Raw genomic sequence first — 12,606 nt, 5'->3', positions numbered from 1 at the left:
GCGCAGGGCGGACCTGCGCACTCACCGGTGTCACGCGGGCAGCTTGAGCGAGACGATCTCGGCGCTCAGGTCGCCGCCGGGGGTCCGGTAGGTGATGGTGTCGCCGGACTTGTGCCCGACCAGCGCCCGGCCCAGCGGGCTGTCGCTGGTCAGCGCGGACACGTCCGGTGCGGTCGCCTCGTCGGCGAACTCGACCACCCGCATGGTCTCCTCGTCGCCGTCGGAGAAGCGCAGGGTGACCTCGGTGCCGCCGGGCAGCAGCGCCTCCTTGCCCGGTGACGCCTGGCTCTTGCCGTGCGTGAGCAGGTCGGTCACCTCGCGGATGCGGCGGTCGATCCACGCCGTGGTCTCCGCGCGCTCGATCACGTCCGCCTGGTCGGCGCTGTCCCCGATCGGGTCCTCGTCCCGGAAGTTGGGCGCGTTCACCGCACGCTGCTCACGCAACCGCGCGAGTTCCGCCTCCAGCCGCTCCCTGGCGGCGGGGCTCAGTTGTGTACCGCCCTGTTCGCTTCCGGTACTGGGCATGCGGGCCTCCGTCACTCACTGGTCTTCTTCGTCGACCAGTCTCCCTGCCCGGCGCTCCGCTCACCACCGTAAAACGGGTCACCCCAGACACTCGCGCACCGTGGTGAGCACGCGTCCGTCCAAAGAGGTCAGTTCGGCCAGGCCGTCGGCGCGGGTGAGCAAACCGCCCAGGACCAGGTCCGCGAAGCAGGCACCGACCTGTTCGGCGCTGTCCGGACCGGCCGGGTCGAACCAGGTCCACGCCCAGTGGGCGGAGCCGAACATCAGCAGGCTCCGGAGACGGAAATCACCCTCGCGGAACTCACCGGACGCCTGGCCGGCGGTCAACACCGACCGCACCAGCGCCAGGTACTCGGCTCGCAACCGCACGCCCTCGGCCATCGACTCGTGCTCGGCCAGCCGGGCGATCTCACGCTGGAAGGCGACCGTGGCGGCGCGGTCGTGCACCTGGTAGAGCATGAACGCGAACAGCAGCCCGGCCAGCTGCTCGGCCGGGGTCCGCAGCCGCTCGACGATCAGCCGCGCCTCGGCCAGCCGCTGCTGCATGTACGACTCGTGCAGCGCGGCCAGCAGCCGGTCCTTCGTGCCGAAGTGGTGCACGATGGTGCCCTTGGAGATGCCCAGCTCACCGGCGATGTCGCCGAAGTTCGTACCGTCGTACCCGCGCTCGGCGACGCTGCGGGTGAACGCGGCCAGGATGGCCGGTGACTTGCCCGCGACCGGCCATCCCGAGGTGCTCATCCCCCCATTGTGCTCACTTCGCCGCCACCCGTTTGATGGCCTCCCTGATCCGGGAGTAGGTGCCGCAGCGGCAGACGTTCTCGATCGCGTCGATCTCGTCGTCGGTCGGGTCGGGGTTCTTCCGCAGCAGGGCCACGGTGGCCATGATCTGGCCCGGCTGGCAGTAACCGCACTGGGCCACGTCCAGCTCCAGCCAGGCTTCCTGCACCGGGTGCAGCTCGTCGCCGTCGGCCAGTCCCTCGATGGTGGTCACCTCACGGCCTTCGACCTCGGCGAGCGGGACGACGCACGGGTTGATCGCCTCCCCGTCGAGGTGGCTGGTGCACGCCTTGCAGACGTCGATGCCGCAGCCGTACTTCGGCCCCTTGACGCCGAGCTTGTCCCGCAGCGCCCAGAGCAGCGGCAGGTCGGCGGGGGCGTCGACGGTGACGGTCTTCCCGTTCACGGAGAAGGTGTAGTTGGGCACGGGTGCACTCCTCAGCGGGGGAACGGGTCGAAGTCGACGTCGAAGTTGATCGGGAAGCTGCGCGGCCGGGTGCCGGTCGCCCTGGCGTAGGCGTTGGCCACCGCGCCGACCGCCGCGGGCACCCCGAGTTCCCCGGCCCCGCCCGGCTCCCCGTTCGCCGGCATCACGAAGACCCGCACGTCCTTCGGCGTGTCCTTCTGCCGCGCGTAGTGGAACTGGGAGTAGCTGCCCTCCAGCGGCAGGCCCCTGTCCAGGTGCAGGCCGGCGCTGAGCACGGTGGCGATGGCGTCGGTCAGCCCGCCGAGCATCTGCGCCTCCAGCCCGCGCGGGTTGATCGGCCTGCCCACGTCGACGGCGATGGTGGCCTTGGTGACCCGCGGTTTCTTCGGGTCCCGCGCGTCGATCTCGACCAGGCAAGCCGTGCGCGACTTGTACTCCTCGTGGAAGCCGATGCCCTGCGCGAACCCGGCGGGCAGCTCACGGCCCCACTGCCCGGCTTCGGCGACCTTGTCCAGCACCGCGCGCTGCTTGTCGTTCTTCAGCGACGCCCGCCGGAACTGGTACGGGTCCTTGCCCAGCTTCTTGGCGATCTCGTCGACGACGATCTCCTCGGCACCGCGGGTGGTGGCCGAGTACACCGAACGCCAGCTGCCCGTGTTCATCGCCAGCGGCACCTCGTTGAGCAGTTCGGTCACCACGCCGAAGTGGTAGGGCACCTTGACCGTGGTCAGGAACACCGTCTGCGCGAAGCTGAGGTTCCCGGCGACCGGCAGGCTGGCCGCGGTGGCGGTGAGGATTTCGCCGAGCCCGTGCCGGAAGTCGGTCTCGACGCTGGCCACCCGGTGCTCGTAGGTGAGCACGCCGCCCAGCGCGAAGGTGGCGCGCACCTTGTGGTGGGTGGCGGCGCGGGCGCGGCCGTGCCGCATGTCGTCGATCCGGGTCCACATCAGCTTGACCGGGCGGCCCGCCTTCTTCGACACCTTCGCCGCTTCCAGCGCGCCGTCGAAGAACAGCCGCCTGCCGAACGAGCCACCACCCGGCGTGACGTGCACGGTGACCCGGTTCTCCGGCAGCCCGAGCACGGCCGCGATGGTCTGCTTGGCCACGATCGGCGACTTCAGCGACGACCAGATCTCGGCGCGGTCGGCCCGGACGTCGGCGATCGCGGAGTTCGTCTCCAGCGGTGCGTGGCTGACGAAGGCGAAGTCGAACTCGGCGTCCACGTGCTGGGTGAGCAGCGGTGGCACGGCGAACGGCAACGCGGCGGCCCGCAGCTTCTTCCGGATGTCGGCGTCGGAGAGGTCGTCGACGGTGCCCGGGTTCCAGGTGACTTCCAGCCGGTCCTTGGCGGCGATCGCCTGCCCGAAGGTCTCCGCGATGACCGCGACCCCGCTGTCGATGGCGACGACGTCCACCACCCCCGGCATGGTGCGGGCCACCGAGTCGTCGAAGGAGCGGACCGTGCCGCGGATCGTCGGCGGCCGGTTGAGCACGGTCGGCAGCGCCCCCGGCACGTCGAGGTCCAGCGTGTACTGCTTCCGGCCGGTGACCATGGCGAGCGCGTCGATGCGGCCGGCCGGGGTGCCGACCAGCCGGTGTTCCGCCTCGGCCTTCGGTTCGGTGGCCACGGCGGACCGCTGGACCTTCGCCGCGGCCGTGGTGAGCGAGCCGAAGGTGGCCGACCGGCCGTCCGGCGCGACCACCGAGCCGTCGTGCACCCGGTACTTCGCCGCGTCACCGCCGAACTGCGCGGCGGCCGCGGTGACCAGCCGGGCCCTGGCGGCCGCGGCGGCGGTGCGCACCGGGCCGTAGATCGAGCGGATGGTGTTCGAACCACCGGTCAACTGGTTGAACAGCAGTTCCGAGCGCGCCTCCGACAGCGGAACGTCCACTTGGGACAGCGGGACGCCGAGTTCCTCGGCGACCAGCATCGCGGCCGCGGTGGTGATGCCCTGGCCGACCTCCGCCCGCGGCAACCGCAGCCGGATCCGGCCGTCCTCGCCGACCTCCAGCACCAGCATGTGCGCGGTGGGCGCGCCGGCCAGGATCAGCACGTCACCGAGGTCGACGAGGTCGGCCGGTCCGGGCAGGCTGGGCAGCTGCGCCTCGGCGGGCCGGTCGGCGGCCAGTTCGGCGGCGATGGTCAGGGTGGGGGCGGCGACCAGGAACGCCAGGAAACCGCGCCGGCCGAAGCCCGTTCCGTTCGTGGTGGGGACAGCCATCAGGACTCCTCCTGCGGGGCGACAGCACGTCTTCGTGCTGTTACCGCGATCACGGTAGCGGCCGACCGTCCGTACGGTCTCTACCCCGTTCGGGTGTTCCCCGGCGGCCGATCGCCGGAGCGCAGCGGCGAGAAAACCAGCCAGCCCGCCGAAGCCAGCATGCCCAGCGCAGCCGTCCACAGGTGGCGCGCAACCCGATCGCCGGGGCGAGCGCGGCGGCGGCCACGCTGCCGACCGGCACCACGCCGAGCGCGAGGAAGCGCACGGTGGCACTGACCCGCCCCAGCAGTTCCTCCGGGCAGTTCAGCTGCTGGTAGGTCAATTGCAGGACGTTGACCACGATGACGCCGAACGCGGTGCCGAACCCGGCGAGGCACCAGAAGGCCAGGCCCCAGCCGCGGCCGGTCAGCGGGTAGAGCAGGTAGGCGAGGCCGAGCACCCGGGGGACAGGCCGAGCTCGCGAACCAGGAACACCACCGAACTCGCGATGTGGATCGACTGGAAGAGGCTGGTCGAAGCGCCGCTCAACGCCGGCGCCCGCAACACGGGGTGCCGGAACACCAGCCGAAGTCCCTCGCCGATTTCCGTGTGCAGCCGGCGTTTCGATACCACCGGACGGGTTTCGCGGGTGCGGATGCGAGCCAGCCACCCAGCCGACGACTGGCGGTGGGTGCGGCGACCGCCGCCATCGACGTGTTCGTCTGGAGTTCGGCGTTGCCTTCGGGCAACGCCGACCGGTCGCCCAGGCGCGGGGGGTAGGTCTGGTGGGCGACGTCGAAGACGGTGAGCAGCCCGGTCAGCGCCACGACCGCGAACAGCTGCCAGAGCGTGAGCACGCCGAGCACCGCGCACACCGGCACCGACGCGATCAGCAGCGCGGCCGAGATCGGCGGCCAGCAGCACCGGCCGGACGCGGAGCCGGTCGCCCCACGCGCCCGCCTGCGGGCCGAGCACCGGGTACGCACTGGTTTCCAGGGCCCGCAACAGCGCCACCTGCGTGGCGGAGGCGTTCAGCGTGGTGGTGGCGAGCAGCGGCACCCCGAGGAAGGCGACGCGGGTGCCGAACTGGCTGAGCAGGTCGGCGGTCCAGAACCGGCGCAAGTCGGCTTTTCGGAGCAGTCCCCAGGTCGGCACGTCCTCCAGCTGCCGGCGGGGGCGGCGGGGATCCCGGCTTCAGCTACCGGCGAAGGAGCAACCGCACCCGGCCCGGCTCGCGTCTTGGCGGTATGCGCGCCTTCGCCCCGCTGGTGTTCCTGCTCGCCGCCCTGACCGCGTGTTCCGGCGGGGGGCACGCCTGCACGACGATCGGTACGCCGATCGGGGTGGGCGTCGACGTCGATCCGGCGCTGGCGGCCGAGGTCGACGCCGGCACCCTGGAACTCTGCTGGGATTTCCGCTGCCGGACCGGCACCATCGACTTCTACCCGCCCGGCGGCGGGCACGGCTTCGCCACCTTCGACGACCTGCCGCTGGTCGAGATGCAGGTGACCGTCCGGCTCACCGGCACGAGCGGTGCGGTGGTGGTCCACCAGACCCTGCCGGTGACCGCGGAGCAGACCTATCCGAACGGACCCCACTGCGGCGCGGGCGGCCCGCAGCAGCAACTCCTGGTTGATGCGAGCGGGACCGTCCGCGTCCGCTGATCCTCAGCCGATGTCGCGGCGGCGGAAACCGTGGAGACCCGCGCCGAACGCGACCACGGCGATGCCCGCCAGCCACACCAGCGGCGTCGCGGTGAACTCCGCGCCCGGCAGCTTCGGGATGTGCGTGTACGGCGACAGGTTCAGCACCGCCTGGCTCAGCTGCAGCACCGGTCCGAACAGGCTCAGCGCGACGAACACGCCCGCCACCGCCCAGGCCGCCGTGGCGTACTTCGGCAGCAGCCCGAACAGCAGCACGGTCAGCCCGAGCACCACCCACACCGCGGGCAGCTGCGCCATCGTCGCCCCGAGCACCGACGGCACCTGGTGCGCCACATCGCTGACGCGCAACCCGTGCAGCAGTCCGGCCAGCGCCCCGGCGACGGCCATCAGCACCGCGGACCCGAGCAGGGCGAACAGCAGGTGCCCGCCGGTCCAGCGGAGCCTGCCGACGCGGGTGGCCAGCAGCGGCTCCACCCGGACCGCGACCTCCTCCGCCCGCATCCGCAGCGCCGCCTGCACCCCGTACATCGACGCGATGAGGGCGAAGATCTGGCCGAGCGTGCCGAGGAAGGCGTCCACGATCCGATCGGCACCGCCCATCCGCTCGAAGAGCTCCGCGGTGGCCTGGCTTTCGCCGACCACGTCGCCGATACCCGCGGCGAGCGAGCCGAACAACGCGCCCATCACCGCGAACGCGATCGTCCAGCCGAGGAACGAGCCCCGGTGCAGCCGCCACGCCAGGGCGAGCGGGCTGCGCAGGCCGGGGGCGGCGGTGGCGGGGCCGGGCCGCGCGGGGAGCAGGCCGAGGCCCACGTCCCGGCGCGTGCTCAGGGCGTAGGCGAGCGCCCCCAGCGCGATCGCCGTGCCGAGCAGCAGCCCGAGCACCCACCACCGTTCCCCCGCGAACGGCCGGACCTGGGTGGACCAGCCGATCGGTGACAACCACGACAGCCAGCCGACGTCCTTCGCCGCGTCCCCGACGGCGCGGAGGAGGAAGGCGGCACCCAGCACGGCCATGGCCAGCCCGTTGGCGGTGCGGGCGTATTCGGCGAGCTGCGCGGTGATCGCGGCGACCGCGGTGAAGACCAGGCCGACCAGCGTGATCGCCGCGGCGAAGGCTGCCGAGCCGGTGACCGGCACCCCGGCGCCGGTCAGCGCGACCACGGTGAGCAGGCCGGTGCCCGCCGCGGTCAGCGCACCGGTGGTGACCGCCGCGGTCAGCGCGGCGTACCGGCCGAGCACCCCCGAGGACAGCAGCTCCTGGCGGCCGGTGTCCTCCTCCTGCCTGGTGTGCCGGGTCACGGTGAACACGCAGGCCATGGCCAGGGCGAACGGGATGATCGTGCCGTAGCGCCAGACGGTGAACCCGCCGGCGTCGGACAGGTCGAACGGCGGGCCGTAGATCAGGTTCAGCGACGGGTTCGCCGCCATCCCGGTGGTCAGCGACCGCCGTTCGGCTTCGGTCCGGTACAGCTCGGCGTAGGAACCGGCGACCGCCGCCGGGGTCAGCCCGAGCAGCAGGACCCACACCGGCAGGGTGATCCGGTCGCGGCGCAGCGCCAGGCGCACCAGGTGGCGCGTGCCGAGCAACGGCCGGTTCACCGCACACCCGCTTCGGTGGTGTAGTGGCGGAGGAACAGTTCCTCCAGCGTCGGCGGCTGGCTGACCAGGCTGCGCACGCCGACCCCGGCCAGCTGGCGCAGCACCTCGTCCAGCGAGTGCGTCTCCACGTCGAACCGCACGCGGTTGCCCTCGACGTGCAGGTCGTGCACGTTCGGCAGGTCCGACAGGCCGTTCGGGTGCCCGGCCAGTTCCGCGGTGATCGAGGTGCGGGTCAGGTGCCGCAGTTCGGCCAGCGTGCCGGTTTCCACGTTCTGCCCGTTGCGGATGATGCTCACCCGGTCGCACAGCGCCTCGACCTCGGCGAGGATGTGGCTGGACAGCAGCACGGTGCGGCCCTGCTCGCGTTCCTCCTGGATGGCGTACTGGAAGGTGGCCTCCATCAGCGGGTCGAGCCCGGAGGTCGGCTCGTCCAGGATCAGCAGGTCCACCCGGGACGACAGGGCGGCGACGATGGCCACCTTCTGCCGGTTGCCCTTGGAGTAGGTGCGGCCCTTCTTCTTCGGGTCGAGGTCGAACCGCTCGACCAGCTCGGCGCGGCGGCGCTGGTCGAGCCCGCCGCGCAGGCGCCCCAGCAGGTCGATCACCTCACCGCCGGAGAGGTTGGGCCAGAGGTTGACATCGCCGGGCACGTAGGCCAGCCGCCGGTGCAGGGTGGCCGCGTCGCGCCAGGGATCGCCGCCGAGCAGGCGGACGGTCCCGGCGTCGGCCCGCAGCAGGCCGAGCAGCACGCGGACGGTGGTCGACTTCCCGGCGCCGTTCGGGCCGAGGAATCCGTGCACCTCCCCCGAGGCGACGGACAGGTCGAGGCCGTTGAGGGCCTTCGTCCGGCCGAAGGTCTTGACCAGGCCGGAGATGGAGATGGCGTTGTCCATGGCGTCGAAGCTACACTTTTTTCACAAAGTTGTGAAGTTAAGAAAACGTATGGACCAAGTGAGGGCTGTTCACCAGGTCGGGGAGGATGGAGGCATGTCGAGCACCCCAGAAGACCACGGGCCGCCGGGCGACGCGGCGACCCGGCAGTTCATCGAGGACTTCGCGCTGATGATGACCGACGCCGGCCTGCAGCGCATGGCGTCGCGGGTGTTCACCGCGTTGCTGGCCACCCAGAAGGGCAGCCTCACCGCGGGTGAGCTGGCTGAGGTGTTGCAGATCAGCCCCGCCGCCGTGTCCGGCGCGGTGCGCTACCTGACGCACGTCGGCCTGGTCACCCGCGCGCGCGAGCCGGGGGAGCGGCGCGACCACTACCTGATCAGCGACGACCAGTGGTACGAGGGCTTCGGCCGCAAGGACGCCATCTACCACCAGCTGTCCGAAGTGCTGAGCCGCGGGATGGACGCGGTCGGCCCGGACACCCCGGCGGGCAGGCGGATCGCCGAGACCAAGGGTTTCTTCGAGTTCATCGGCAAGGAGATCCCGGTGCTGATCGACCGCTGGCGCAACGAGAAGGAGAAGAACCGGTGAGGCTGCGCGCCGATCTGGCCACGGTGCTGCTGGCGCCGGTGCTGGTGCGCCAGGGCCTGCGCGTCCGCCGGGACACCCCGCGGCTGCCGGGGGCCGCCGGACCGCTGCGCGGGCTGGTGCCCGGCCCCGATCCGCTGCGCCTGCTCGTGCTCGGGGAGTCCACTGTGGATGGCGTGGGCGCGCGGACGCACGACGAGGCGCTCACCGGGCGGCTGGCGGTCGCCATGGCCGCCCGCACCGGTCGCGGGGTGGCGTGGCGGGTGGCCGGGCGCACCGGGGCGAACGCCCGCGTGGTGCACGACGAACTGCTGCCCGGCGCGGTCGCCGAACCCGCCGATCTGGTGGTGATCGCGCTCGGCGTGAACGACACGATCGAGTTGCACTCGCCGTCCCGCTACCGCCGCGACCTGCTGCGCCTGGTCTGCGCGGTGCGGCGGGCGCTCGGCCCGGTGCCGGTGGTGCTCACCGGTGTGCCGCACCTCGGCCGGTTCCCGGCGCTGCCCCGGCCGCTGCGCGACGTGCTGGGCCTGCGTTCGCTGGCGCTGGACCGGGCCGCCGCCTCGCTGGCCGCGCTGCCCGGCGTGCGGCACGTGGTGATGCCGGTGGACCGGATGACCGCGGGCGCGTTCGCCGCCGACGGCTTCCACCCCGGCCCCGACGGCTACCGGATCTGGGCTGATCACCTCGTGTCGGGATGAGACAGTGGGCGCGTGAGCTCGCGCGATCTGTCCGCCCCGAACTGGCTGGTGCACCTGCTGCGCAGCAAGCCGGACCCGACGCCGTGGACCCGCGCGGTCCGCGCGCCGATCGCGCTGGCCGTCCCGCTGGCGGCCGGCTTCGCCCTCGGTGACATCGCGCTCGGCGCGGTGGTCTCCACCGGGGCGCTGCCGACCGTGCTCTCCGAGGCCGCCGGGCCGTACCGCTACCGCGCGCGGCGGATCGCCGGTGCCGCGTTCGCCGCCTTCCTCGGTTACCTGGCCGGGCTGCTCAGCGGGGGTGATCCGGCGGCGTCGATCCCGGTGGTGATCGTGGTTTCGGCGTTGTCGGCGTTGCTCAGCGCGGCCGGGAGCAACGCTTCGGTGGCGGCGCTGCAGATGTTCGTCTTCTGCGTGCTCGGTACCGGTCAGCACCTGCTCGGCGTGCAGCTGGAGGTTTCGCTGCTGTGCTTCGTGGTGGGTGCGGTGTGGGGCCTGGGTGTCGCGTTGTTCGGCTGGACGGTCCGCGCCACCACCCCCGAGCGCACCGCGGTCACGCAGGTGTTCATCGAGCTGGCGGCCATGCTGACGGCCGAGGACGAGGACACCCAGCGCGCCGCCCGCCACCAGCTGACCGCCGCGCTCAACACCGCCTACGACCGGCTGCTCACCGCGCGGTCGTGGCTGTCCGGGCGCGACGAGACCTACCGCAGGCTGCTCACCGTGCTCTCGGCGAGCACCCCGGCCGTCGAGGCGGCGGTGGCCATGGTCAACGCCGGGGAGCGGCCGCCGCGGGAACTGGTCGACCACCTGGTCCGGCTGGCCACCGCGGTCCGGATGGACGCCGAACTGCCGCCGGTGCCGGAAATCGACAGCGACGAGCCGATGGCGCTGGCCCTGCGGGCCGGTCTGGTGAAGATCGGCAAGGGCAAGGAACGCAGGCGCCGGGAACCGGTCCCGCTGCGCAAGCGCTTGCGCGACTACTTCAGCTCGCTCGCCGGGCCGGTGACCTGGACCGCGGCGCTGCGGTTGACCTTGTGCGTGGCGATCGCCGAGGTGGTCAGCCTGCTGGTGCCGTTCGAGCGGTCGTACTGGATCACGCTGACCGTCGGCATCGTGCTCAAACCGGACTTCGGCTCGGTGTTCGGCCGGGCCGTGCTGCGCGGGCTCGGCACGGTGGCCGGGGTGAGCATCGGCGCCGCGGTGCTCGGGCTGGGCGCGCAGGGCTGGTGGCTGGTGGTGTTCAGCGCGGTGTTCGCCGCCGGGGTGGCCATCGGCAAGGTGCGCAACTACGGCCTGCTGGCCACCTTCGTCACCCCGCTGATCATCCTGCAGATGGACCTGTCCAGCCACGGCGACTGGTCGGTGGTGCTGGCGCGGCTGGTGGACACCGTGCTCGGCTGCGCGATCGTGCTGCTCTTCGGCTACCTGCTCTGGCCGGGCAGCACGCGCCCGCGGGTCGGCGGGCAGCTGGCCGACGCGCTGGACTCGGTGACCACCTACGCCGCCCGCGCGCTGCGGCCGGTCGATTCCCCGGACGACCGGGCGGAACGCTCCCGCGGCCGCCGCCGGGCGTACCGGGCGCTGGCCGACCTGCGCACCACCTTCCAGCAGGTCATCGTGGAACCGTCGGCGGCGGGGCGGCAGGCGGTGGCGTGGTGGCCGGTGATCGTCGAACTGGAACGGCTCGCCGACGCGATCACCGAGGTGGTGGTCACCGTCGAGCACGGCGCGCCGCCACCCCGGCCGGAGGAGGTCGAGCAGGTCACGGCGGCGCTGGCGGAACTGGCGGGGGCGGTGCGCGAGCAGCGGGACCCGGCGAGCCTGGCGATGCCGCGGAGCGAGCAGCTGTCCGGCGTGGTCGACGGCCTGACCGCGGTGTTCGACGCGGTGCGCGGCCCGGACCTCACCGAACGCTCGCCGATGCGGTTCGTCCGCCGGTTCCTCCTCGATCGCTGGACCTGATTACCCCGGCTTGCGGTCTCGCCGATCTGCGGTTCCATGGAGGCATGGGCATCAACTTCGACGAGTTGAAGAACAAGGCGAAGAGCGCGCTGGACAAGAACAGCGACAAGATCGAGCAGGGCCTCGACAAGGCCAGCGGGGTGGCGAAGGCCAAGTTCGGCAAGCACTCGGACAAGATCGACAACGCCACCGGGAAGGCCAAGGGCTTCCTGCACAAGAACCAGGGGGGCGGCGACCAGACCCCGCCGCCGTCACCCCCGCCCGCGCGGTGAACCGCTCAGCTTGATTCGGCGGTGGCCTGGTCGCCGGTGATCCCGGTGATCCGGCCGCCACGCTCGCCGAGCGCGCGCAACGCCTCCCTGGCGTCTGGCGCCGAAAGGCTCAGCTGGAGGCCGGCGCGGTCCTGCGCGCGGTGCTCCGCGAACGCCTGCGCGCCCTGGTGACCGGCCTGGATGGTCTTGGCCAGCCCGCCGGTCGACGCCAGCGAGCCGCGGGCGGCCCCGAGCCTGCCCAGTGCGTCGTCGACCACCGGGAGCAACGCCTCCCGGTTGCCCTCCGTCATCGCCCGGACCAGCTCCGGGCGGCTGCCCGCCACCCGCGTGCCGTCCCGGAACGAGCCCGCCGCCAGCGCCATCGCCGCCGGACCGCCCTCCGCGCCGACCGCGGCCAGGATCGCGGCGAGCAGGTGCGGCAGGTGGGAGATCCGGGCGACGGCCTCGTCGTGGGCCGCCGCCGAGAGCGGCACCACGTGCGCGCCCAGCGAAATGGCGAACTCGGCCACCTCCGCCCACCGGGTCAGGTCGGTGTCGTCCTCGACCTCCACCACCCAGGCCGCGTCCCGGAACAACTCCGCGTCACCGGCGTCCCAACCGGACCGCGAGTCGCCCGCCATCGGGTGCCCGCCGACGTACCCGGCGGCGGGCACCCAGCGGCGGACCGCCCGCCGCACCGGGGTCTTCACGCTGGTCACGTCGGTGAGCAGCGCGTTCGGCGCGTGCTCGGCCACCAGGTGCAGGGTCTCGTCGAGCACGGTCAGCGGCACGGCCAGCACCACCATCGCGTCGGCCCCGGCGGCCCGGCGCAACGCGGCGGCCACGTCGGTTCCCGCGTCGTAGCCCTGGTTCCTCGCCGCCGCGGCGTCCGATTCGGACGCGGTGGCACCCCACACCGTCCTCTTCGCCGCGGCGGCGGCACGCAGCACCGAACCGCCGATCAACCCGAGCCCGATCACGCAGACGTCTCGCACGGGGCTCATCTTGCCAGGT

14 protein-coding genes are annotated in these 12,606 nt (G+C 72.5%); 5 read left to right on the top strand and 9 right to left on the bottom strand.

Features of this window, described 5'->3' with window-relative positions; all coding sequences use genetic code 11:
- Window positions 1–30 precede the first annotated feature (30 nt).
- The 6 genes from AC07EG_RS31070 to AC07EG_RS31045 form a co-directional block, all read right to left on the bottom strand.
- Window positions 31–525 carry a GreA/GreB family elongation factor gene (locus tag AC07EG_RS31070; RefSeq protein WP_478256784.1) on the bottom strand — a complete coding sequence of 165 codons (495 nt, stop codon included), beginning with the start codon at window positions 523–525 and terminating at the stop codon, window positions 31–33.
- Between the two features lie 78 nt (window positions 526–603).
- Window positions 604–1,266: a TetR/AcrR family transcriptional regulator gene (locus tag AC07EG_RS31065; RefSeq protein WP_478256783.1), complete on the bottom strand. Its 663-nt coding sequence runs from the start codon at window positions 1,264–1,266 to the stop codon at window positions 604–606.
- Between the two features lie 13 nt (window positions 1,267–1,279).
- Window positions 1,280–1,732: a (2Fe-2S)-binding protein gene (locus AC07EG_RS31060; protein WP_478256782.1), complete on the bottom strand. Its 453-nt coding sequence runs from the start codon at window positions 1,730–1,732 to the stop codon at window positions 1,280–1,282.
- Window positions 1,733–1,743: 11 nt separating this feature from the next.
- On the bottom strand, window positions 1,744–3,954 hold the full coding sequence (locus AC07EG_RS31055; protein WP_478256781.1) for a xanthine dehydrogenase family protein molybdopterin-binding subunit: 2,211 nt from the start codon (window positions 3,952–3,954) through the stop codon (window positions 1,744–1,746).
- A 49-nt stretch (window positions 3,955–4,003) separates the two neighbouring features.
- Window positions 4,004–4,393 (bottom strand): hypothetical protein, encoded by a 390-nt coding sequence (locus AC07EG_RS31050; protein WP_478256780.1) that lies wholly within the window; start codon window positions 4,391–4,393, stop codon window positions 4,004–4,006.
- On the bottom strand, window positions 4,360–5,088 hold the full coding sequence (locus tag AC07EG_RS31045; protein WP_478256779.1) for a hypothetical protein: 729 nt from the start codon (window positions 5,086–5,088) through the stop codon (window positions 4,360–4,362). The genes AC07EG_RS31050 and AC07EG_RS31045 overlap by 34 nt, the downstream gene beginning before the upstream one ends.
- Before the next feature lie 92 nt (window positions 5,089–5,180).
- Here AC07EG_RS31045 and AC07EG_RS31040 point away from each other — a divergent pair, with 92 nt between their 5' ends.
- On the top strand, window positions 5,181–5,597 hold the full coding sequence (locus tag AC07EG_RS31040) for a hypothetical protein (protein ID WP_478256778.1): 417 nt from the start codon (window positions 5,181–5,183) through the stop codon (window positions 5,595–5,597).
- 3 nt (window positions 5,598–5,600) lie between these two features.
- Here the strand turns inward: AC07EG_RS31040 and AC07EG_RS31035 are convergent, their stop codons facing one another.
- Together AC07EG_RS31035 and AC07EG_RS31030 are read right to left on the bottom strand one after the other, a co-directional pair.
- Window positions 5,601–7,199 carry an ABC transporter permease gene (locus tag AC07EG_RS31035; protein WP_478256777.1) on the bottom strand — a complete coding sequence of 533 codons (1,599 nt, stop codon included), beginning with the start codon at window positions 7,197–7,199 and terminating at the stop codon, window positions 5,601–5,603.
- Window positions 7,196–8,092: an ABC transporter ATP-binding protein gene (locus AC07EG_RS31030; RefSeq protein WP_478256776.1), complete on the bottom strand. Its 897-nt coding sequence runs from the start codon at window positions 8,090–8,092 to the stop codon at window positions 7,196–7,198. The genes AC07EG_RS31035 and AC07EG_RS31030 overlap by 4 nt, the downstream gene beginning before the upstream one ends.
- Before the next feature lie 94 nt (window positions 8,093–8,186).
- Here AC07EG_RS31030 and AC07EG_RS31025 point away from each other — a divergent pair, with 94 nt between their 5' ends.
- Genes AC07EG_RS31025 through AC07EG_RS31010 form a run of 4 tightly spaced genes read left to right on the top strand, consistent with a single transcriptional unit; the run spans window position 8,187 to window position 11,613 of the window.
- The gene (locus tag AC07EG_RS31025) at window positions 8,187–8,681 is read left to right on the top strand and encodes a GbsR/MarR family transcriptional regulator (protein ID WP_478256775.1); all 495 of its coding nucleotides are present in this window, start codon (window positions 8,187–8,189) and stop codon (window positions 8,679–8,681) included.
- The gene (locus AC07EG_RS31020; protein ID WP_478256774.1) at window positions 8,678–9,379 is read left to right on the top strand and encodes an SGNH/GDSL hydrolase family protein; all 702 of its coding nucleotides are present in this window, start codon (window positions 8,678–8,680) and stop codon (window positions 9,377–9,379) included. Before AC07EG_RS31025 ends, AC07EG_RS31020 begins: the two co-directional genes overlap by 4 nt.
- A gap of 12 nt (window positions 9,380–9,391) precedes the next feature.
- On the top strand, window positions 9,392–11,341 hold the full coding sequence (locus tag AC07EG_RS31015; RefSeq protein WP_478256773.1) for an FUSC family protein: 1,950 nt from the start codon (window positions 9,392–9,394) through the stop codon (window positions 11,339–11,341).
- A 44-nt stretch (window positions 11,342–11,385) separates the two neighbouring features.
- Entirely contained in the window at window positions 11,386–11,613 is a 228-nt protein-coding gene (locus AC07EG_RS31010; RefSeq protein WP_478256772.1) for an antitoxin, read from the top strand.
- Between the two features lie 5 nt (window positions 11,614–11,618).
- Here AC07EG_RS31010 and AC07EG_RS31005 read toward each other — a convergent pair whose 3' ends face one another.
- Window positions 11,619–12,596: a prephenate dehydrogenase gene (locus AC07EG_RS31005; RefSeq protein WP_478256771.1), complete on the bottom strand. Its 978-nt coding sequence runs from the start codon at window positions 12,594–12,596 to the stop codon at window positions 11,619–11,621.
- Window positions 12,597–12,606: the final 10 nt, after the last annotated feature.

Source organism: Amycolatopsis sp. NPDC045836, from assembly GCF_056431745.1.
Note: the sequence above shows the minus strand (reverse complement) of the source record. Positions and strands in the feature narration are given on the sequence as shown.